We start from the raw sequence: 21,764 nt of genomic DNA, 5'->3' as shown, positions 1-21,764 counted from the left end.
GCCATGATTATCACGCAACACGCACCCGCGCGGGCCACATTCGCTATAATCTCTTCTCGCATGGCCCCATAGCTCAGTGGATCAGAGCGTTCGCCTCCGGAGCGAAAGGTCGTGGGTTCGAACCCCACTGGGGTCACCAGACATGTCTGTGGCCGGCCGCGCATCAGGCGCGGCCGGCCCATTCATATGGACCGGCGCCGTCGGCGCCGACGAGGGGGCGGATGCCGCACATGATCGCCATCATCAACGAGACCGCCACGCAGGACCAGCTCGACCACTTCGTCTCGTGGATCGAGAGGCGCGGCTTCAAGACCAACGTGTCGCAGGGCGCCAGCGAGACCATCGTGGGCATCATCGGCGACACCACGCAGATCGACCCCCTCCTCCTCGAGTCGCTGGACATCGTTGACCAGGTGCGCCGCGTCTCCGAGCCCTTCAAGAAGGCAAACCGCAAGTTCCATCCCGCGGACACCGTCATAGACTGCGGCCACGGCGTCCTGGTCGGGGGCGGCAGCTTCCAGGTGATCGCCGGCCCCTGCTCCGTCGAGGGCGAGGGCCTCAGGGCCATCGCGCGCGCCGTCAAGGCGGCAGGCGCCGGGCTGCTGCGGGGAGGCGCCTACAAGCCGCGCACGAGCCCCTACTCGTACCAGGGCATGGGCGAGCGGGGCCTCGACCTTCTCATGGAGGTCGCCGGCGAGCTCGACCTCCCGGTGGTCAGCGAGGTCATGGACCCCCGCGACGTCCAGACCTTCCTCGACAAGGGCGTGGACGTCATGCAGGTGGGCGCGCGCAACTCCCAGAACTTCGCCCTGCTCAGGGAGGTGGGAAAGACGAAGGTGCCCGTCCTGCTCAAGCGCGGGTCGGGCCTCATGATCGACGAGCTGCTCATGGCGGCGGAGTACGTCATGAGCGAGGGCAACCCCAACGTCATGCTCTGCGAGCGAGGAATCCGCACCTTCGAGACGCGTACGAGGAACACCTTTGACGTCAACGCGATACCCGTCCTCCACCGCCTCTCCCACCTTCCCGTCATCGGCGACCCCAGCCATGCCACGGGACACGCCCGCTACGTGCGCCCCATCGCCTACGCGGCCGTGGCGGCAGGTGCCGACGGACTCGAGGTCGAGGTCCATGACCATCCCAGCGAGGCCTGGTCGGACGGCGCCCAGGCGTTGACGCCTCGACAGTTCGCCGATGCCATGCGGCGCATCGCGCTCGTCAGGGAGGCCGTCAGGGCGGACGAGGAGGGCTAGGCATGGCGCAGGACGACGAGGCGCGAGCGGCGCGCGACGAGCTCGGGAAGGGCTTCGTCCCCGGGCGCGTGGGCGTGGTGTGCCTTGGTCTCATAGGCGGGTCCTTTGCCCGCGCCCTGCACGCGGCGGGACGCGAGGTGTACGCGTGGGACCGCAGCGACGCCACGCTCGAGCTCGCGATGGTGGACGTCGTGGACGGCAGGCTCACCGACGAGCTGGTCCGCAGCTGCGAGCTCATCATCCTGGCGGGCTACCCCCGGGTGAGCGTTGACTGGCTGCGACGCAGGCAGACGCTCGTGGCGCCGGGCGCCGTCGTCATCGACACGGTGGGGGTCAAGCGGGCCGTCTGCGACGCCTGCCTCCCGATGGCCGCGCGCCACGACTGGCACTTCGTGGGATGCCATCCCATGGCGGGAACGCAGTTCTCGGGCTACGCGCACTCGCGCGCGACCCTGTTCAGGGGCGCCCCCATGGTCATGGTGCCCCCCGCGGGCATGGACGACGTGGAGCGCCTCGACCTTCTCGACCGCGTCGAGCGCCTGCTGGCCCCCTGCGGCTTCGGGCGCTTCACCGTCACCACCGCGGAGCGTCACGACGAGGTGGTCGCCTTCACCTCCCAGCTGGCCCACGTGGTCTCGAACGCCTACGTCAAGAGCCCGTCCGCCCGACTGCACGCCGGCTTCTCGGCGGGGTCGTACCGCGACCTCACCCGGGTGGCCCGCCTCAACGCGCCCATGTGGCGCGAGCTCTTCCTCGATGACGCCGACAACCTCTCGCGCGAGATCGGCACGCTCATCGACAACCTGCGACAGTACAAGGACGCCATCGATGCGCGGGACGGCGAGAGGCTCGAGCGCCTGCTTGTCGAGGGCGACCGCCTGAAGAGGGAGATCGAGGGACGATGAGCGAGACGACAATCACGGTCACGACGACGTCGAGGGACTACCTGGTGCATGTGGGAGAAGGCCTGATCGATGAGGTCGGCGGCATCGTCAGGGACGCCTGCCCCCGCGCGACGCGGGCGCAGGTCATCTCGGACTCCAACGTGGCCCCGCTCTTTGCTGACGCCGTCGCCCGCTCGCTCGTGGACGCGGACCTTGCCGCCACGTTGAGCGTCTTCGAGGCGGGCGAGGCCTCCAAGACCATGGGCACCCTGGCCATCCTGCTTGAGGGGCTCGCCGCCGGAGGGCTCTCCCGCGACGACGTCGTCGTCGCCGTCGGCGGGGGCGTCACGGGCGACATGGCGGGGCTCGCGGCCTCTCTGTACCTGCGCGGCATCGACTACGTCCAGGTGCCCACCTCGCTGCTGGCCATGGTCGACTCCTCGGTGGGCGGGAAGTGCGCCGTGGACCTGTCTGCGGGCAAGAATCTCGCCGGGAGCTTCTGGCAGCCCGCGGCGGTCGTCGCCGACATGGACTGCCTGGACACCCTCACGCCCGAGCTGCTCAGGGACTCGCTGGGCGAGGTCGTCAAGTACGGCGTCCTGCGCGACCGGGAGCTCTTCGAGCGCCTGGAGACCACGCCTCTCGACCTCGACGTGCCCGACCATGAGCTCCTCTCGTGGGTCGTGGCGCGCAACGTCAGGACGAAGCGCGACGTGATCAAGGGGGACGAGCGAGAGCACGGCGCCAGGCAGACCCTCAACCTGGGCCACACGATCGGCCATGCCGTCGAGGCGGCGAGCTCCTTTGGGCTGGGCCACGGCTCCTCGGTGGCCGTGGGCCTGTGCGCCATGGCCCGGGCGGCGGCGGCGCGCGGCTGGTGCGACGCCGAGGTCCCCCGTCGCATCGAGGCCCTCGTCGCCTCCCTGGGGCTGCCCACGGACACCGACGCCGACCACCGCGCGCTCGTGGACTTTGCCGCGCGGGACAAGAAGCGCCACGGCCAGACGCTGAACATCGTGGTGCCTCGCAAGATCGGCCAGGTCGAGGTGCGCACCGTGCGCCTTGACGAGCTTGCCGAGCTCATCGACCTGGGCTGCGGGGTCTGACGCCGATGGACGTGCGCATCTGCCCCCATCCCCTCTCGGGCTCGCTCGACGCCATCGCCTCCAAGTCGATGGCCCACCGGCTCCTGCTGCTCGCCGCGTTCGCGGACGCCCCCTGCGACCTGCGCTGCTCGACGAGCTCAGAGGACATCGACGCCACGGTCCGCTGCCTCGAGGCCCTCGGCGCCCGCGTCGCGCGCACGCGGCGGGGGTTCGTCGTGCAACCCGTCCGGCGCCGCGAGGGCGCCCCCGTCGTCCGCGCGCGCGCCGTGCTCGACTGCGGGGAGTCGGGCTCCACCCTGCGCTTCATGCTCCCCGTGCTCGCCGCCCTGGGCACGTCCGGCTCGCTCGTCGGTCGCGGCAGGCTGGCACAACGTCCCCTCTCGCCCCTGTACGAGCAGCTCACGGAGCATGGGGTGCGGCTGGGACCCCAAGGCGAGCTGCCCCTGACCGTGCGGGGCCGTCTGCGTGGGGGGCGCTTCGAGCTTCCCGGCGACGTGTCCTCGCAGTTCGTGTCGGGTCTGCTGCTCGCATCGGCAGTCATGGACGACCCCCTCGTCATCGCCGTGCGCAGGCCCGTGGAGTCGCTGTCGTACCTGCACATGACCATCGAGGCCCTGAGGGCCTTCGGCATCGACGTGGTCGAAGAGGACGTCAAGGACGGGGGGGAGGGGCGCCTCGTCCTGAGGCCCTCCCCCGCCGCCAGTCCCGTCTCGCCCGGCGAGCTTTCCGTCGAGGGCGACTGGTCCTGCGCCGGCTTCTGGGTCGCCGCCGGGGCGCTGGGGAGAGGCGGCGTCACCGTCAGGGGCCTCACGCCCGCCAGCAGGCAGGGGGACCGTGCCATCGTCGATGTCGCCGCCGCGATGGGCGCGCACGCGTCGCGGGCACGAGGGGCGCTCACCGTCCGCGGCGGCACCCTGCGCGCCCTCGACGTGGACGTCGCCGACATCCCCGACCTCGCCGCCCCCATCGCCGCGCAGTGCGCCTGCGCGAGCGGGACCTCCCGTCTGAGCGGTGCGGCACGCCTGCGCCTCAAGGAGTCGGACCGCATCGCATCCATCCGCGCGGCGCTCGCCGCGATGGGCGCCGACGTCACGGCCGGACGCGACAGCATCACCGTCCGGGGCGTCCCCGCACTCGCCGGCGGCGTCGTCGACGCCGCGAACGACCATCGCATCGCCATGATGGCCGCCGTCGCGGCCGCCTACGCGCAGGGCCCCACGACCATCCGCGGCGCCGAGTGCGTCGCCAAGTCCTATCCCGGCTTCTTCGATGACTTCCGCGAGCTTGGGGGCATCGCCGAGAACTGCAAGGAGTAGCCATGCCCTCTTCTTTTGGCACGACCCTCAGCGTCAGCGTCTTTGGCCAGTCCCATTCGCCCGCCATCGGCGGCGTCGTCGAGGGGCTGCCCTCCGGCCTCGTCATCGACCAGGGAAGGCTCGCGCGCTTCATGGCGCGCCGGGCCCCCGGCCAGGGTCCCTGGGCCACGCCGCGCAGGGAGGCCGACCGCCCGCGCTTCGTCGCCGGCCTCAACGAGCGAGGCGCGACGTGCGGGGCGCCGCTGGCCTTCGTGATCGAGAACGCCGACACGCGCTCCCGCGACTACGACGAGCTGCGCCGCCTCCCCCGCCCCGGTCACGCCGACCTCACGGCCTGGGCCAAGTGGCACGGCAACCAGGACGTCCTGGGCGGCGGGCACTTCTCCGGGCGCCTGACGGCGCCGCTATGCGTCGCGCCCGGCCCGGCGGCTTTGCCGTACCATACAGGGACCCACACCAGCATAAGGAGCATCCATGCCAAACGGGGGGCGGCGAGGGGGCGGCGCCAAGGGGGGTGTTGAAAAAAAGCAGGGGTGCAAGGCCTTGCCGGGGCGCCCGGCGGCCGCCCGCCTCGTCGTCAACACGACGCCCGTGGGCATGTTTCCCGCCTGTCCGGCCTCGCCCTTGGCCGAGGGACAGATCGAGTCCCTGACCGGGCTTAAAGGGGTGCTCGACGTCGTGTACAACCCCCTGCGCACCGGCATCTGCCTCGCCGCCGAGCGCGCTCACGTTCCCGCGGAGTCGGGGCTCGCCATGCTCGTGGCCCAGGCCGCCCTGTCCGCCGAGCTGTTCCTCGGTCGCGCCGTCGGCGATGAGGTCATCGCCGACACCCTCGCCTGGCTCGAGCGCACGACCGCCAACGTCCTTCTCATCGGGATGCCCGGCGTGGGCAAGACGAGCGCCGGCAGGGCCCTGGCCCGCCTGGTGGGACGACCCTTCGTCGACCTTGACGACGCTGTGGACCTCCAGTGCGGCATGAGCGCCCGGGAGCTTCTCTCCCGCCACGGGGAGGACGCCTTCCGTCGCGCGGAGACAAAGGTCGCCGCCGAGCACGGCAGGCGCTCGGGCCTTGTCGTCGCCTGCGGCGGCGGCATCGTGACGCGACCTGAGAACTACCCGCTTTTGCACCAGAACGGCACCATCGTGCTCCTCAGGCGGCCCCTCTCGCAGCTCTCCCTTGCCGGCAGGCCCCTCTCCCAGGCATGCGGGCTCGAGCGGCTCGAGCGCGAGCGGAGCAGGCTCTACGCGTCCTGGGCGGACGTCACGCTGGACTGCACGGGATCCGCCGGCTCCGACGCGCGTGCGCTGCGCAGGCTGCTGGGCCTCTAGGGTTTCGTCCAGAGGCGTCCGGGCAATCGCCCGTCGCGCCGCTCGCCCCCACCGGGCCCCTCTGCGGCGGCGCGCCCTATACTTGTTTCCATATCAACCTGTCACGGCGGCTCCGGAGTCTTACACATGACCACTGAAGACATGGCGACCGATGTCCTCGAGCACATCGGCGGCCCCCATAACCTTGTGTCCAACATGCTCTGCATGACGCGCCTGCGCCTTGCCGTCGCCGACCCCTCCCTCATCGACCGCGAGGGGCTCGTGTCCATCCCCGGCGTCCTGGGCGTCGTCGGCCGCGGCGCCAACGGCATCGAGGTCGTCTTTGGCCCCAACAAGGTCGAGGCCGTCCACCATGCGCTCTGTCGCCTGCTGGGCGTGGACCCCTACAGCACGAGGGACGCCACGCAGCGTCCCCCGGAGCCCGCACAACGCCTGAACGTCCAGGTCCTGCGCGGCGGCGAGACCCCCGCCGCGGCGGGGACGAGCCCTGCCTATGAGTCCGCCGCCCCCGCCGGTGCGGGCGGCGACGAGGTGATGGAACTCGCGCGCCTGCTCCGGCGCAGCGAGAAAGACGCCGCCGAGCCGGCGGACGGGAGCCTGGGCGCCCCCGACGAGGCCCCGACGGCGCTCGGCGCGCAGGGCGGGGCGGGCCGCAGCCTTGGCAGGCTGCTCGTCGTCAACGGCCCCAACATCAACATGCTGGGCATACGAGAGCCGGGCATCTACGGGTCGCAGGACTTTGCCACGCTGCTCGACCTGTGCAGGCGCACGGCGGCCGACCTGGGATTTGAGGACTGCGTCTGCTACCAGTCCAACCACGAGGGCGACCTCGTGGACGCAATCCAGGACGCCTACGGCACCTACGCGGGCATCATCCTCAACCCCGGCGCCTACACGCACACGTCCATCGCCCTGCTCGACGCCCTGAGGGCGGTGGGCATTCCCACCATCGAGGTGCACATCTCCAAGCTCGACGCCCGGGAGGAGTTCAGGCAGGTGTCCTACGTGCGCAAGGCCTGTCTCGAGACGGTCATGGGCATGGGCATACAGGGGTACGCCAAGGCGATGAGGGACCTGGCGAGCCACCTGCGGCGTCAGGGGGAGGCCTAGCGTGCGCCAAGGCGGCCGCGCGCCGCGGGCTGGCCTGAGGGCCTAGGCCGGACGGCAGCCCCAGACGGCCGCGTCGCTCACGAGCAGGTCCACGGCCACGTCATGCTCGTCAATGGGCAGCGGCGCCCCGCTGACCTGAAGCGTTCGCACGAGACCGACCTTCGTACCCGTGAAGCGCGCGAGGAAGTTGTCGTAGTAACCCGCGCCGTAGCCCACGCGGTAGCCTCGCGCGTCAAAGACGAGGCCGGGAACGAGGCAGACGGACCCGGCAACGAGCGTGGGGTCAAGGGGCTCGCCCCGCGTCGGCTCCAGGACGCCGCGCGCGCCGGCGGCGAGGTCGTCAAACGAGCCGACGACCACGAACTGAAGGGACACGTCACCGCCGACGCAGCGGGGCAGCGCCACCGTGCGGCCTTTGTCAAGGGCCCTGCGCAGGACGGGCGTGACGTCAATCTCGTCACGATAGGGGTAGTACCCGAGGACGGCCGTGGCGTCACGGTAGGCGGGAAGGGCCTCGAGATGACGGAGGATCTCGCCGTCAACGCGACGGCGATGCGCGGGGGTCAGCCGCCGCTGAGCCTCCGCGTACCCCTCCCTGAGCGCACTCTTGCTGGCGTCCTCCCCCGTGGAGCTTGCCATCCCGGTCTCCCTTCGCCGACACACTCCATATACAATAGCGCAACGTCCCTTGCGTTCGACCTGACAGAGACCGGCCATTGGAGGCAAAGACGTGTCATTACGCGCGCATGACGCTCGTCCGCTGACGACGATCACGGTGGACGGCCTTGCCGTCGAGCTGCACCGGGGCGGGGTACGCCGCGTCAACCTGCGCGTGCGCCCCGACGGCAGCGTGCGCATGAGCGCCCCTCCCCACGTCAGTGATGGTCAACTCGAGCGTCTGGTGCGCGAACGACGCCCGTGGATAGAGCAGCGCCAGGACCTCCTGAGGGGCCGGCGCCGCCGGGAGGAAGCGCGCTGGCGCGACGGGGGCGCGCTCACGCTGGCGGGACGCCCCCTCAGGCTGCGCGCGCGGCAGGTCGAGGGCGCGCGCAGGTCCGCTCGGATATGCCGCGACGAGCTCGTCGTCGTCACCCCGCATGACCTGACGCCCGAGGAGCTCAAGGACGCCTGCCAGCCCCTCGCCCGTCGGCTGCTGCGCGACGAGGCGACGCGCCTCATGGCCGACCTCGCCCCTCGCATGGGCGTCACCCCCCATGCGCTGCGCATCCGTCGCATGAGAAGCCGCTGGGGCTCCTGCAACGTGCGGACGGGTGACATCACCCTCGCAACGGAGCTCTGCTTCATGCCTGTGGCCTCCCTGGCCTGCGTCTGCGCCCATGAGCTCTGTCATCTGCTGGAGCCCAGCCACGGCCCCCGCTTCTGGGCGCTCATGGACCGCTTTGAGCCAGGCTGGCAGGCGGGGCAGGCCCATCTTGACGCAAATCCTCCCCTGCGCTAGCCCGTCCGGCGGCTTTGCCGTACCATACCAGGGACCATCACACGCATAAGGAGCATCCATGCCAAACGAGGGCAGCTACGAGGCGGCGCTCAAGCGCTCAGACCAGATTCAACGAGACCTGCTCACCAATCCCGGGGCCTATCGCATGCTGACGGGCGACCGCCCCACCGGCAGGCTTCATCTGGGACATTACTTCGGGACGATCAAGGAGCGCGTGCGCCTGCAGGACCTGGGCGTCAGCACCAACGTGATCATCGCCGACTACCAGGTGATCACCGACCGTGACAGCACCGACAACATCGCCGACAACGTGTACGGCATGGTCATGGACTACCTTGCCTGCGGCATCGACCCCCGCAGGACCATGATCTTCACGCATTCCGCCGTTCCGGCGGCCAACCAGCTCATGCTGCCATTTCTCTCGCTCGTCACCGAGGCCGAGATGGAACGCAACCCCACCGTCAAGGCCGAGCAGGCCGCCTCGGGCCATGCGCTCACCGGCCTTTTGCTGACCTACCCCGTCCACCAGGCCTGTGACATCCTCTTCTGCAAGGGCAACATCGTGCCCGTGGGCCGCGACCAGCTGCCCCACATCGAGATCACGTCCAAGATCGCCCGGCGTTTCAACGAGCGCTACGGCAGGGTGTTTCCCGACGTCACGGGGCTTCTGACCGCAACGCCCCTCATTCCCGGCCTTGACGGCCGCAAGATGAGCAAGAGCTACGGCAACGCCATCGCGCTGAGCATGAGCGAGGCCGAGACGGCCAAGCTCATCAAGAAGTCCAGGACCGACTCCGAGCGCAACATCAGCTTTGACCCCGAAGGTCGCCCCGGCGTCTCGGCGCTGCTCACGACGGCGTCCCTCTGCACGGGCCGCAAGCCCGAAGAGATCGCCGAGGAGATCGGCATGGGCGGGGCGGGCCAGCTCAAGCGCTACGTCACCCAGGTCGTCAACGACTATCTCGCGCCCATACGCGAGAGGAGGCGTCGTTATGAGGACGACCTCGACCTCGTGAAGGACGTGCTGCGCGACGGCAACCGTCGCGCCAACGCCATCGCCGACCGGACGCTCGGCGAGGTCCGCGAGGCCATGGGCATGGTGTACTGACGCCGCCGCCCTGACGGCGAGGCGCAAGCGCCGGCGGCGGGCGAGACGGACGAGCGTCAGACGAGCGTCAGATGCGAACATGCGAACATGCGAAAGAAGGGCGCCCACATGGGCGCCCTCCCCTTTGCGTGCTATGAGGGCCTACGCCTTAGGCGGGGATGGCCATCATGGCGATGGCGAGGATCACCATGGAGACGACGGCCACGCAGCCGACGATCTTGGCCGCAAACTTGACCCAGGTGCCGTACTCGACGCGGGCCAGGGCGAGACCGCCCATGATGGCGCCGCTCGTGGGCGTGATCAGGTTGACGGCGCCGGAGGCGGCCGAGAAGATCATGACCATGACGGCGGGGTTAAAGCCAAGCTCCTGGGCAAGGGGTCCCATGATGGGCATGGAGACGGTCGCCATGCCGGACGTCGAGGGGATGAGGAAGGACAGGAAGAAGTAGAGCACGTAGGAGCCGATGGTGAACAGGACTCCCGAGGTTCCGGCCAGGGCGCCCGCGGCCCAGGTGAGGAAGAAGTTGGAGAGGCCCGTGCTGCTCATGAGGACGGAGACGCCACGGGAGACGGCGATGATGAGGACGACGGACATCATGTCGCCCGAGCCGGCCATGAACTCGTCAACGATCTCCTTCTCGGAGAGGCCTCCCACGATGCCGATGATGATGGCGAGGAGGAGGAACCAGGTGGTGGACTCGGCGAAGTACCACTGGCCGAGCGGGGTGCCCGTCAGGAACGAGGACCAGCCGGCGTTGTCGGTGACGTCGGACGTGAGCGTGCCGGCCGTGGTCTCGGGAAGCTCGAGGGCGCCGAGGCTGTCGCCGTCATACTGGTCGATGATGTCCGCAGCGGTGACCTCGATGGTCTCCTCGTGCGAGGCGGCATCGGAGACGAAGGCGTTGACGCCGAGGTCCTCCCAGGGCACGAAGCCGATGATCATGACGAGGAACGCGAGGGCGAAGATGACGAGGACGCCCTTCTGGCGACCGGTGAGGGCCACGTCCGAGCCCTCCTCATGCTTGATGCCGTACTCGGCGTTGGCGGCCTCGAGCTCGCCGGCGCTCATGAGCGTGCGGGAGGGGTCGGCCTTGACGCGCTTGGCGTACTGGATGGTGAAGAACACGGCGACGAGATAGGTCGCGATGAGCAGGACGATGCCGAGGCCGATGATGACGGCCTGGTTGACCTCGATGCCCAGCGAGGTGAGGGCGGAGGAGGCGATGCCGGTCGCGAAGGGGTTGACCGTGGAGCCCAGGCAGCCGACGCCGGCGCCGAGCAGAATCATCATCGCGCCGGTGAGGGCATCGTAGCCGGCCGCCATCATCGTGGCGGCGAGCAGGGCGTAGAAGCCCACGGTCTCCTCGCAGAAGCCGTAGGTGGAGCCCAGGACCGCGAACAGGATCATGAGGATGGGAATCAGCACGAGCTCGTTGCCGCCCATCTTCTTGACGAGGGCCTTGATGCCGGTGTTGAGGGCGTTCGTCTTGTTGACGATGCCCAGGAAGCCGCCGAGCACGATAACGAAGAGGCAGACGTCAACGGCATCGACGAACCCCCTGGCAGGTGCCATGAGGAAGTCACCGAGCGTGGCGCCCGTGACGGTCTTCTCCACCCCGTCGAGCATGTACGTCTGGCCGTTGAGGCAGATCGTGATGACGGCGACGATGGCGAGAAGAATGAAGATGATGGAGAAGGAGCTGATCATTCCCCTCTTCTTCTTTGGCTGCGCTTCTTCTGTCATGGCGCAACTCCTTCCTGGCGCTTGCGCGCCCGTTTGGCCTTATGGCCACAACTACCTACGAACGAATAATACCTACAAACAAAAAACTCATCCTCTCCTTAAATGTACCTAAGCAAGCAATCGAGGGAATGATTACTCCGTGAGCGTTATCCAATATACCGGCGAACGGAACCCCCAAGGGACGTAACCGTGGGCGCAGCTGTGGACGCACGCCGAAAGACGGAGGGACGAGCCGTGGACATCATACTCCGCAAGCGCGCTCGACAGCAAGGTGAGACGGGCGGCGAGGGCGGACGGGCCGCCTCGCCGCGCCCGGCAAGGGCGCGGCGCTCATTCGTACGCCGTGAGACAGAAAGGCCTGGAGAGTCCCGTGGCAAGCGAGAACATCCCCCGAAGGGCATTCGCCCGCCTTGTGACGGGCGATGAGCGGCGCGACCCTGGCGGGCAGGGCACAACGCGCCTTGCGGGGTCGCCCGACCGCTCAGGCCGCACCGTGAGCCAGCGTGGCGCGACGTCATTGACAGGGACGTCCCCCTGCGTGTGCGAGGTTCTCTGCCCCTCGCCGCCGCACTGTCACGAAGGGAAATTTCTAGTGAGTTTCATACGCTATTTATGCATATGTATTGGACATCCTTACGGATGGCCCCTTTGCGCTTTGCTACATACCCTCTCCATGTAAAATCCTCGCGCGAGGGCTGTCGATCCAAGGCGGCTGGCCACATTTTGCCCCTGTGGGCAAAGGGCCCCCCGTGGCACGGCGCGGGGGGCCCGGATTGCCAGAACGCTTGCGAGGGATGCTACTTCAGGGTCGCGTACATGACCGCCTTGATCGTGTGCATGCGGTTCTCGGCCTCGTCGAAGACCTTGGAGGCAGGCGACTCGAAGACCTCGTTGGTGACCTCCATCTCGGTGATGCCGAACTTCTCGGCCACCTCGGCACCCTTCGTGGTGTTGGTGTCATGGAAGGAGGGCAGGCAGTGCAGGAAGATGCAGCCGGGGTTGGCCTGGGCCATGACCTCGGAGGTGACGCGATAGGGCTCCATGAGGGGGATGCGCTCCTTGTAGAACTCGTCGGGCATGCCCATGGAGACCCAGATGTCGGTGTAGATGCAGTCGGCGCCCGTCACGCCCTCCTTGACGTCAGAGGTCAGCTTGATGGTGGAGCCGTTCCTCTCGGCGATCTCGCGGCAGGTGGCGACGAGCTCGTCGGCGGGGAAGTAGCCCTCCGGGGCGCAGGCGACGAAGTTCACGCCGAGCTTGGCGCAGACGACCATGAGGGAGTTGGCCACGTTGTTGGCGGAGTCGCCCATGAAGACCAGGGTGCGACCCTTGATGTCGTTGTTGAAGTTCTCCTTGAAGGTCAGGATGTCAGCGAGCATCTGCGTGGGGTGGAACTCGTTGGTGAGGCCGTTCCACACGGGCACGCCGGCGTAGTGGGCCAGCTCCTCGACCTTCTCCTGCTCGAAGCCGCGGTACTCGATGCCGTCATACATGCGGCCGAGGACGCGGGCGGTGTCGGCGATGGACTCCTTGTGGCCCATCTGCGAGCCGGTGGGGTCAAGGTAGGTCACGCCCATGCCCAGGTCGTAGGCGCCGACCTCAAACGAGCAGCGCGTGCGCGTGGAGGTCTTCTCGAAGATGATGGCGACGTTCTTGCCCTCGAGGTAGCGGTGAGGGATGCCGGCCCTCTTCATGCGCTTGAGGTCGGCGGAGAGGTCAAGGAGATACTCGATCTCCTCGGTGGTGAAGTCAAGAAGCTTGAGGAAGTGACGTCCGCGCAGGTTTACGCCCATTGATGCAGATCCTTTCGTCATGCCGTCGTACGGCAGCCTATCTGTACGTGCGCCAGGGGCAGCAGAGCCGCCCCTGGATAGATCATCACGCGCTGTGACGCTTAGATGTCCTCACGAGCGAAGGGCATGCTCATGCAGCGGGGGCCGCCACGACCGCGGGAGAGCTCGGCGGAGGGCATGACGAGAAGGTCCAGGCCCTCCTTGTACAGGACGTCGTTGGTGACGGTGTTGCGCTGGTACACGCAAATCTTGCCCGGGGCGACGGCGAGGGTGTTGGAGCCGTCGTTCCACTGCTCGCGGGCGGCCGCGACGGGGTCGCCGCCGCCGCACTTGATGAGCTGGACGGAGTCGATGCCCATGGCCTTGGCGAGGACGTGCTCGAGGGTGTCGTTCATCTCCTCGATCTTGATCTCGCCCTCGGTCGCGCCCTTGGTGAGCTTGAAGACCTGCAGCGTGCCCATGATGCCCGGATGGATGGTGAACTTGTCCACGTCGATCTGGGTGAAGACGGTGTCGAGGTGCATGAAGGCGCGGGAGACCGGGATGTTGAAGGCGTAGATGTTCTCGATCTCGCACTCGTCGCCCTTCTCCCAGAACATGTGCTGGGCGAGCGCGTCGATGGCCGCGGCCTGCGTACGCTGCGAGATGCCGATGGCGAGCGTGGTGGCGTTGATGTTGAGGACGTCGCCACCCTCGGTGTGGTAGGCGGAGTCACGACGGTACCAGAGGGGAGCGTCGTTGTACTCGGGGTGATCGCGGAAGATGTACTTGCCAAAGAGCGTCTCGCGGTTGCGCGTGACGGAGAACATGTGGTTGAGGTTGACGCCCTTGCCCACGATCGCGAAGGGGTCACGCGTGAAGTAGGCGTTGGGCATGGGGTCGATGAGCAGGTCGGACTCGCTGTCCTGGTCGTAGCCCACGAGGTCGGCGAGGAGGTTCGAGGAGTGCGTGGGCAGGTCGATCTCGTTCTTGCGGATGCCGGCGATGCACTTCTCGACGAAGGTCTGGGTGTCCGTGATCGAGTCCATGAACTCCTTCACGACGGCACGGGTGTGCCTGCCGCGCAGGCCGGACTCGTCGAGCCACTGGTTGGTGAACTCCTCGCGGCTGCCTGCGGCGTCAAGGGCCTCGGCGACGAGCTTCTCGAGATACAGGACCTCGACGCCCTCGCCGCGAAGGATCTCGGCGAACTTGTCGTGCTCCTGCTGGGCGACCTCGAGGAACGGCACATCGTCAAAGAGCAGGCGACCAAGCTCGTCGGGGGGGAGGTTCAAGAGCTCCTCGCCGGGACGATGGAGAAGGACCTTCTGAAGGGGTCCGATCTCGCTGTGGACATACAGACCGTTAGCCATGCTTCCTCCTACTCGACTGCGCCGCCGTGGCGACGCGATGGCGGTTGGCTCCCGCGGCCGGGCCTGTCACACGCTGGCAAACCGCAGGGCCATAACTGACTACATCGTAAATATATCCAATAGTTTTAGTCTCTACAACTGGACGTCCCACTTCTAGGGGAACGGTGCGAATCGTCCTATAAGCGGTCGTATGGTCACGATGCAACAGGTATACTATTCAATCTACCTGGTGTTATTGTAGGTTTAGACAGTGGTGACCTGAATGCTTCCGTGTATGAGACCCACGGACGGCTTTTGTGTCATCAACGTCAAACAATATCGTATTATCCTATTTTTTTAAATTTCTATTAGTTAATCTCTATCTGTGCCAATTGCTTACACGCGGGGCGCGCCGCGGGCTGCTACTATTTAGCCTAGAGGTCATCATCGACGCGAGGGGACGCGCATGGCAAAGAAGAAGGACGGCAGGAAGGGCGTCGAGGACACGACCGCCAACGACGCCGGGCGCGGCGGCGAGACGGATGGCGGCGCGACGCCTTCCGACACGACCGCGACGGCGGAGGAGGTCGCCCCCCAGGGCCTTGACGCGGGTGACGGGGCCCCTGGCAAGGCGCCCGACGCGGGCGACGACGCCAAGGACGCGGACGGCGCATACGACTTCTCGTACACGCAGAACCGGGAGGTGAGCTGGCTCAAGTTTGACGACCGGGTGCTGGACGAGGCGTTTGACGAGTCCGTGCCCCTCTTCGAGCGGCTCAAGTTCGTCTCCATCTTTGGCAGCAACCTCGACGAGTGGTTCATGATCCGCATCGGCGGCCTATCGGACATCGCCCTGCTCAAGCGCCAGCCCCGCGACAACAAGTCCAACGAGACGCCCGCCGAGCAGATCGAGAGCGTCCTGTCCATGCTCCCGCCCCTGGTGCGCCGACGCGAGGAGGCGTTTGCCGCCATCGAGTCGCGCCTCGCCGAGAACGGCCTCGCGCGCGTGGGGGCGACGTCCTACACGGACGCCGACGGCCAAGTCGTGGCCAAGCACTTTGACCAGAACGTCCAGCCCATCCTCTCGCCCATGATCGTCAACCCCCGCCATCCCTTCCCCAACCTGCGCAACAGCCAGCTCTACGTGGTCTGCTCCCTCATGGGCGCGGGCGAGAAGGGCCTCCTGGGCATCGTCGAGGTGCCGTCGAGCCTCGATCGCGTCGTCGAGCTGCCCTCCACCGACCGCTGTTGGCGCTACACCCTGCTCGAGGACGTGATCATCTCTCGCCTGCCCGGCTGCTTCGGCGCCTACCAGCCCGTCACCTGGGCGACCATTCGAGTGACCCGCAACGCCGACGTCGATCCCGACGGCGAGGGCGTCGAGGAGGAGGAGGACTACCGTCAGCACATGAAGAAGGTCCTCAAGAAGCGCCAGCGCCTCCAGCCGGTGCGCCTGGAGCTTCAGGGCGAGCTGGACGAGAAGCTCACCACCTTCATCACGCGCGAGCTCGCGCTGCCGCCCCTGAAGGTGACGAGGACCACGGTGCCCCTGGACCTCTCGTACGTCTTTGGGCTCGAGGACAGGATTCCCGGCTATGCGCGCCCCAAGCTCCTGCACTATCCCTTCGAGCCCCAGCAGTCGCCCATGGTCGACGCCTCCCTGCCCATGCGCGATCAGGTCAACGACCATGACGTGCTGCTCTTCTATCCGTACGAGAGCATGTCTCCCCTCCTGCGCCTCTTGCGCGAGGCGGCGGGCGACGACGACTGCATATCGATCAAGGTGACGCTGTATCGCGTCGCCCGGCAGTCGAGCCTCTGCGAGAGCCTCATCTCCGCCGTCGAGAGCGGCAAGGAGGTCACGGTCCTCATGGAGCTGCGCGCCCGCTTTGACGAGGAGAACAACATCGCCTGGGCGGACCGGCTGGAGCACGCCGGCTGCACGGTCATCTACGGCTCCGAGGGCTACAAGTGCCACTCAAAGATCTGCCAGATCACCTATCATGACAAGAGCGGCATCAGCCGCGTCACCTGCCTGGGCACGGGCAACTTCAACGAGAAGACGGCCCGACTCTACTCCGACTTCATGCTCCTCACGGCCAACGAGGACATCGGCGAGGACGGCAACACCTTCTTCAGGAATCTCTCCCTGGGCAACCTCCTGGGCAGCTACAAGCAGCTGGGCGTCGCTCCCGCAGGCCTCAAGCCCCTGGTCATGCGCGGCCTCGACCGCGAGATCAAGCGCGCGCTGCGCGGCGAGAGCGCACAGGTCTTCATGAAGATGAACTCGCTCACCGACCGCGACGTGATCGACAAGATCGCCGACGCGTGCCAGGCGGGCGTGCGCATGCTCATGATCGTCCGCGGCATCTGCTGCATCAAGGCCAACGTTCCCGGGCGCACGGACGGCCTGGTGGTCCGTCAGATCGTGGGCCGCTTCCTGGAGCACGCGCGCGTCTATGCCTTTGGCGTCGACGCCGACACCATCTACCTCTCGAGCGCGGACATGATGACCAGGAACACGGAGCGGCGCGTGGAGATCGCCTATCCCGTGCTCGACCCCACCTGCCGTTCGCTCGTCATGACCTACATGAACATCCAGCTGGCGGACAACGCCAAGTCGCGCCAGCTCACCTCCGGAGGCGACTGGGAGAAGGTCGTCGCGCCGCCCGACGCTCCGCACGTCGACAGCCAGGACCTTCTGCTCGCCCTCGCCTATCGCCGCTCGCGGGCGGCCCAGGGCGTGGGGGCGGAGTCCCTCTCGCCCCTGGCCGGCATCTACCCCGACATGTCACGCGCTCAGATTCGCGAGCTCGTGGAGCTGCCGGGCATAGCGACCTACGAGGGCGCCACGGCGCAGCCCTCGTCCCGCCGGCACAGGCGACGGCGACGCCGGCAGGGGGGGCGGACGCCTCTCGCGGGGCCTCGCGCTCATCGCCCAGGGCCTGCGCGTGCTCTTCTCTCCCAAGAACTAACTTCGCAGAGGAGGCCTTCCAGTGTCGCAGGACAACGCACTCGTGCTGCACGACCTCGCCGTCGAGCGCCTGTCCTACGGCGCCGACGCCGTCGCCCACGCCAAGGACGGCCGCACCGCGTTCGTCGCCGGGGGCGTCCCGGGCGACGTCGTTGACGCCCGCGTGACGCAGGATCACGGCCGCTTCCTGCGCACCGAGGTCCAGCGCGTGGTCAGCCCCTCCCCCGCGCGAATCGAGCCCCCCTGCCCGCTCGTGGGCGTCTGCGGCGGCTGCCCCTGGGGACGTCTGTCCCCCGAGCGCCAGCTCGACGCAAAGCGCGCCAACGTCGTGGACGCCCTCACGCGCATCGGCGGCTTCGCGGCGGACGCCGCCGAGGGGCTCGTGGATAGCTGCGTGGCGCCGAGCGACCCCTGGGGCTATCGCAACAAGGTGGAGCTGGTCGTCGCGCGCCAGGGCGGCAGGACGACCGTCGGCATGCACGACGTGAGCGGGCGGCAAGTCGTGCGCGTGAAGGCCTGCCCCCTCTTCGAGAGGCGCCATGCCTCGCTCGTCAAGTCCGTCTCGGGGGCGCTCAGCTACCTTGTGGGGTCACGGGACCTCGGCGTCGAGCGCCTGGGCATACGCGCCTCGGGCCGCACCGACGAGGTCGAGCTCGCGCTCTGGACCGAGCCGGGGCCCTTCCCCCGCGCCCAGGTGGCCAAGGTGCTTCAAGACGCCGCCAGGCTGACCTCCATCGTGCGGGTGCTCACGAAGGGGCCCCGCAAGGCCCGCAAGGTCGTGGGGGTCGAGCGCCTGGCGGGCAAGGGGTCCTGGGGCGAGCGCATCGGCGACACCTCCCTGCGCGTGAGCGCGCCCTCGTTCTTCCAGGTGAACACCAAGGGCGCCGAGACACTCGTGAAGCTGGTGCTCGAGGGCCTCTCGCCCAGCGAGGACGACGTCGCCATGGACCTCTACTGCGGAGCGGGCACCTTCACGTTGCCTTTGGCCCGGCGCGTGGCGGCGGTGGACGCCGTGGAGTCCTATGGGCCCGCCGTCCGCGACCTCAGGCGCAACCTGGAGCTTGCGGGCCTGGACAACGTCGAGGCCATAGGCGGCGACGCGGGCCGGGAGTTTCCCGACTCGAAGGCGGACCTCATCGTCGTGGACCCCCCGCGGGCAGGACTTGACGAGGACGTGGTGACGAAGCTCTCCAAGCAGCCCGCGCGCGCGATCGCGTACGTGTCCTGCGACCCGGCGACGCTCGCGCGCGACCTCGCCCGCTTCAGGGAGCACGGCAGCTTTGCGCCCGTGCGCGTGACGCCCGTCGACCTCTTTCCCCAGACCTTTCACGTGGAGACGGTCTGTCTGATGTCGCGGAGGGATTGAGCATCGAACGTCAAAAGGCGGGGCTTGGGCGTCTGGGGCACTCGCTGGCCACGCGTGCGCCACGCCGTCATCAGTGAGACTACAGCGACCTTGGAGGGCAACCATGGGAACCTTTAGGAACGAGTACGCCGTCGACGAGGACGCTATCAAGGAGTATGCGTCATCATGGCTGCGCCGTGCGTACTTCTCTGCGTATAATCGGTCGCTGTGCGTCGTCCTGACGCTGCTCGGCGCTCTTTCCGTCGTATGCGCGCTGACGTCTCTCTCGGGACAGCGCCACATGCTCCTGAATCTAGGCGGACTTGACCTGCTGCTTGGCGCAGCCCTGCTCGCCATGTGGCGCATCAGGCTCAGGGAGGTCGTCAAGGTCACGCAGGCGAGGGTCAAGCTCGTGCACAAGGACGACCGTGTCGCCCGCTACGAGTTTCATGACGACGCGTGCGTCATCACCGCCAAGGACGGCGCCAAGACGCAGACGCTCCCTCTGTCATCAATCAGGGATCGCTATGAGAGCGAGCGATTCTACTTTGTCGTCTTTGACGGGGCAATCATCGTCCAGCTGAGCAAGACGGGCTTCACCTTGGGGACCTTCGAGGACTTCAAGGCGCGCATCGAGGCGTACCCGGCAAAGAGGCCCCTGCGGGCGCGTGTCGTCGGACTGTGCCTGACGTGCATCGCAGCGGCAAACATATACGTCCTGTGCGGAACGTTTCCCCTGCGCTGACGATGGCCCCGGAGGCCTTGCCACGTGACGCCCCGTTCAAAGCGTACGTTGCTACGACTAGCCTTTTGCGTTTGCCCAGGATGCGAAAATCAAAAGCCCGCGAAACGTACAGGTTCTCAGGCGCGTCGCCTTGGCGGCTCTGCCGAGCGCCTTTTTGCCTGCACAGACGGCACTTTCCACTTTTTCGTCAATGTCGCTAGCGTTTTAGGGCGAGTCATAGTACAAAGGTTGAAGTGACTTGGGTACGGGACCCAGGGTTCAACGAGCGAGAGGATACATCATGAAGGCTACCGTTAACGAGGATTGCATCGGCTGCGGCGTCTGCGAGTCCACCTGCCCCGACGTCTTCGAGATCGGCGACGAGGGCATCGCGGTCGTCATCGTCGACGAGGTCCCCGAGGACGCCGAGGACAGCGCCCAGGAGGCCCAGGACAACTGCCCCGTCTCCGCCATCACCATCGAGTAGGTCTCGCGTCGACAGAGCACGGCAAAAGCGGGCCTCTCGGGGCCTGCTTCTTTCTATGGAGAGCTTTCGTGACGCCACGAACCGACATCCCCCGCATCATCCTCGCCTCGTCGTCACCCCGTCGGCGGGAGCTTCTTGAGCGCCTCAAACTGAGCTTTGAGCAGCGGCCGGCTAACGTGGACGAGCGCCGCAGGGCAAACGAGGGCCCTCGGGACCTCGTGGCGCGCCTCGCGCATGACAAGGCCGCCGCCTGCGCGGGCATGCTCGGCGACGAGCGCGCGCACGTCGTGGTGATCGCGGCCGACACCACCGTATGGACTGACGGGGGACGCGTCCTGGGCAAGCCGCGCGACGCCGAGGACGCCCGCGCGACCCTGCGCGCCCTGTCCGGCAGGGTCCATCATGTCTCGACGGGCGTCGAGCTCATATGGGGGGAGCGGCGCCGTTCGTTCGTGGAGACCACCGACGTCCGCTTTCATGAGCTTTCCGACGCGGCCGTCTGCGCCTACGTGGCGAGCGGCGAGCCGATGGACAAGGCGGGGTCCTACGGAATACAGGGACACGGGGGCCTGCTCGTGAGCGACATACGCGGCGATTACACGAACGTGGTGGGGCTTCCCCTCTCCCGGCTCGTCCGCGAGCTCGACGAGCTCATGGGCCCCCAGGGCGCGGGCGCGAGCCTGCTGGAGCGGGCACTGAGGGGCTGAGGGGCGCAAAGGGCGCCTTGGGCCGGCCGCGCGCGGCCTCATCCGCGCACCCAGAGGACACCATCGCCGAGGAGGCATGCATGACACACCGCATCACGGACATCAACCAGGTCGAGGGCTTCTGCGCAGCCAGCGCGGAGAACGCCCGGACGGGCACGGGCTGCACGGTCATCCTGTGCCCCCAGGGCGCCGTGGGCGCCGTGGATGTGCGTGGGGGCGCTCCGGCCACGCGCGAGACGGACCTGCTGCGCCCCGAGGAGACCGTGCAGGTCCTGCACGGCGTGGTCCTCTCGGGCGGAAGCGCCTACGGCCTGGCGGCCTCCTGCGGGGTGGCCGAGGAGCTCGAGCGTCGTGGCGTGGGCCTGGACGTGGGCGTGGGCCTGGTGCCCATCGTGAGCTCCGCCTGCGTGTTTGACCTTGCCTGCGGCGAGCCGTCGCCGCGTCCCGACGCGAGCATGGGCGCGCGGGCGTGCGCGCGGGCCCTCGAGCCGGGAGCCTCCCTCACAAGCGGCAACCACGGAGCCGGCTGCGGCTGCTCGGTGGGAAAGTTCGCCGGCCCGACGCGCAGCATGAAGGGAGGGCTCGGGCAGGGCGCGGCGAGCCGGGGCGAGCTCGTGGTCGCCGCCGTCAGCGCGGTCAACGCCTGCGGCAGCGTCATCGACCCCTCCTGCGGAAGGGTGCTGGCCGGAACCTTGGACGAGACGGGGACGACGCCGCTGGACGCGAGGGCGGCGCTTGAGCTCGCCCTGGGCGCGGACCCCCTCATCCGCGGCAACACGACCGTGTCCTGCGTGGTCACGAACGCGCGTCTCACCAAGGCGCAGGCGACCAAGGTCGCCCAGATGGCGGCCGACGCCTACGCCCATGCCATCGTCCCCACGCACACCACCAACGACGGCGACACCGTCTTCGTGATGGCCCACGGCGACGTCGAGGCGGGCGTGGACTCGGTGGGCATGCTGGCCGTCACGGCTCTTGAGGAGGCCATCGTCGACGCTGTCAGGGCCGCCACGGCGGCCTATGGCCTCAAGGCCGCGCGCGACCTGACGCCGGCGTAGGAACCGGCACGCACGGTCTCATGCGCCCGCGACCGA

At 67.8% G+C, this 21,764-nt stretch carries 19 protein-coding genes and 1 tRNA gene; 16 read left to right on the top strand and 4 right to left on the bottom strand.

The window, feature by feature from the left end:
- The first annotated feature begins 62 nt into the window (after positions 1-62).
- From BN3001_RS02825 to BN3001_RS02790, 8 genes are all read left to right on the top strand, one after another.
- Positions 63-139 (top strand) — tRNA-Arg (locus BN3001_RS02825).
- Between the two features lie 91 nt (positions 140-230).
- Positions 231-1,253, top strand: a complete 1,023-nt coding sequence (aroF, locus tag BN3001_RS02820) for a 3-deoxy-7-phosphoheptulonate synthase (RefSeq protein WP_058270532.1) — start codon at positions 231-233, stop codon at positions 1,251-1,253.
- 2 nt (positions 1,254-1,255) lie between these two features.
- On the top strand, positions 1,256-2,158 hold the full coding sequence (locus tag BN3001_RS02815) for a prephenate dehydrogenase (protein ID WP_082629940.1): 903 nt from the start codon (positions 1,256-1,258) through the stop codon (positions 2,156-2,158).
- Positions 2,155-3,243: a 3-dehydroquinate synthase gene (gene aroB / locus BN3001_RS02810; protein WP_058270298.1), complete on the top strand. Its 1,089-nt coding sequence runs from the start codon at positions 2,155-2,157 to the stop codon at positions 3,241-3,243. Before BN3001_RS02815 ends, aroB begins: the two co-directional genes overlap by 4 nt.
- A gap of 5 nt (positions 3,244-3,248) precedes the next feature.
- On the top strand, positions 3,249-4,559 hold the full coding sequence (gene aroA / locus BN3001_RS02805; protein ID WP_058270297.1) for a 3-phosphoshikimate 1-carboxyvinyltransferase: 1,311 nt from the start codon (positions 3,249-3,251) through the stop codon (positions 4,557-4,559).
- A gap of 2 nt (positions 4,560-4,561) precedes the next feature.
- Positions 4,562-5,080: a chorismate synthase gene (locus BN3001_RS02800; RefSeq protein WP_082629939.1), complete on the top strand. Its 519-nt coding sequence runs from the start codon at positions 4,562-4,564 to the stop codon at positions 5,078-5,080.
- Positions 5,034-5,888 (top strand): shikimate kinase, encoded by an 855-nt coding sequence (locus BN3001_RS02795; RefSeq protein ID WP_058270296.1) that lies wholly within the window; start codon positions 5,034-5,036, stop codon positions 5,886-5,888. The genes BN3001_RS02800 and BN3001_RS02795 overlap by 47 nt, the downstream gene beginning before the upstream one ends.
- Positions 5,889-6,014: 126 nt before the next feature.
- A complete protein-coding gene (locus BN3001_RS02790; RefSeq protein WP_058270295.1) occupies positions 6,015-6,998 on the top strand; it encodes a type II 3-dehydroquinate dehydratase in 984 nt (327 codons plus the stop codon).
- Between the two features lie 42 nt (positions 6,999-7,040).
- Here BN3001_RS02790 and BN3001_RS02785 read toward each other — a convergent pair whose 3' ends face one another.
- Positions 7,041-7,637, bottom strand: coding sequence for a 5-formyltetrahydrofolate cyclo-ligase (locus BN3001_RS02785; RefSeq protein WP_058270294.1), 597 nt, complete (start codon positions 7,635-7,637; stop codon positions 7,041-7,043).
- A gap of 91 nt (positions 7,638-7,728) precedes the next feature.
- Between BN3001_RS02785 and BN3001_RS02780 the strand changes: the two genes are divergently transcribed.
- Both BN3001_RS02780 and trpS read left to right on the top strand, forming a co-directional pair.
- Positions 7,729-8,457 carry a M48 family metallopeptidase gene (locus BN3001_RS02780; RefSeq protein ID WP_058270293.1) on the top strand — a complete coding sequence of 243 codons (729 nt, stop codon included), beginning with the start codon at positions 7,729-7,731 and terminating at the stop codon, positions 8,455-8,457.
- Positions 8,458-8,515: 58 nt separating this feature from the next.
- On the top strand, positions 8,516-9,565 hold the full coding sequence (gene trpS, locus BN3001_RS02775; protein WP_058270292.1) for a tryptophan--tRNA ligase: 1,050 nt from the start codon (positions 8,516-8,518) through the stop codon (positions 9,563-9,565).
- A gap of 148 nt (positions 9,566-9,713) precedes the next feature.
- Here the strand turns inward: trpS and BN3001_RS02770 are convergent, their stop codons facing one another.
- From BN3001_RS02770 to arcA, 3 genes are all read right to left on the bottom strand, one after another.
- Positions 9,714-11,309, bottom strand: a complete 1,596-nt coding sequence (locus BN3001_RS02770; RefSeq protein ID WP_058270291.1) for a YfcC family protein — start codon at positions 11,307-11,309, stop codon at positions 9,714-9,716.
- Positions 11,310-12,106: 797 nt separating this feature from the next.
- Positions 12,107-13,102 carry an ornithine carbamoyltransferase gene (argF, locus tag BN3001_RS02765; RefSeq protein ID WP_058270290.1) on the bottom strand — a complete coding sequence of 332 codons (996 nt, stop codon included), beginning with the start codon at positions 13,100-13,102 and terminating at the stop codon, positions 12,107-12,109.
- Positions 13,103-13,203: 101 nt separating this feature from the next.
- The gene (gene arcA, locus BN3001_RS02760) at positions 13,204-14,454 is read right to left on the bottom strand and encodes an arginine deiminase (RefSeq protein WP_058270289.1); all 1,251 of its coding nucleotides are present in this window, start codon (positions 14,452-14,454) and stop codon (positions 13,204-13,206) included.
- 445 nt (positions 14,455-14,899) lie between these two features.
- Here arcA and ppk1 point away from each other — a divergent pair, with 445 nt between their 5' ends.
- The 6 genes from ppk1 to BN3001_RS02730 all read left to right on the top strand — a co-directional run bounded on the left by ppk1 (position 14,900) and on the right by BN3001_RS02730 (position 21,728).
- The gene (gene ppk1 / locus BN3001_RS02755) at positions 14,900-17,563 is read left to right on the top strand and encodes a polyphosphate kinase 1 (RefSeq protein WP_058270288.1); all 2,664 of its coding nucleotides are present in this window, start codon (positions 14,900-14,902) and stop codon (positions 17,561-17,563) included.
- Positions 17,451-18,773, top strand: a complete 1,323-nt coding sequence (rlmD, locus tag BN3001_RS02750; RefSeq protein ID WP_235815037.1) for a 23S rRNA (uracil(1939)-C(5))-methyltransferase RlmD — start codon at positions 17,451-17,453, stop codon at positions 18,771-18,773. The genes ppk1 and rlmD overlap by 113 nt, the downstream gene beginning before the upstream one ends.
- Positions 18,774-18,876: 103 nt before the next feature.
- The gene (locus BN3001_RS02745; protein WP_058270287.1) at positions 18,877-19,497 is read left to right on the top strand and encodes a YcxB family protein; all 621 of its coding nucleotides are present in this window, start codon (positions 18,877-18,879) and stop codon (positions 19,495-19,497) included.
- A gap of 280 nt (positions 19,498-19,777) precedes the next feature.
- A complete protein-coding gene (locus BN3001_RS02740) occupies positions 19,778-19,963 on the top strand; it encodes a ferredoxin (protein ID WP_058270286.1) in 186 nt (61 codons plus the stop codon).
- Positions 19,964-20,031: 68 nt separating this feature from the next.
- The gene (locus tag BN3001_RS02735) at positions 20,032-20,670 is read left to right on the top strand and encodes a Maf family protein (RefSeq protein WP_328585281.1); all 639 of its coding nucleotides are present in this window, start codon (positions 20,032-20,034) and stop codon (positions 20,668-20,670) included.
- 80 nt (positions 20,671-20,750) lie between these two features.
- Positions 20,751-21,728, top strand: a complete 978-nt coding sequence (locus BN3001_RS02730) for a P1 family peptidase (RefSeq protein WP_058270285.1) — start codon at positions 20,751-20,753, stop codon at positions 21,726-21,728.
- The last annotated feature ends 36 nt before the right edge of the window (positions 21,729-21,764 follow it).

It is taken from the genome of Olsenella massiliensis (assembly GCF_001457795.1).
GTDB lineage: Bacteria > Actinomycetota > Coriobacteriia > Coriobacteriales > Atopobiaceae > Olsenella_F > Olsenella_F massiliensis.
The sequence above is the reverse complement of the archived record's forward strand: the minus strand, read 5'-3'. Positions and strand labels throughout refer to the sequence as shown.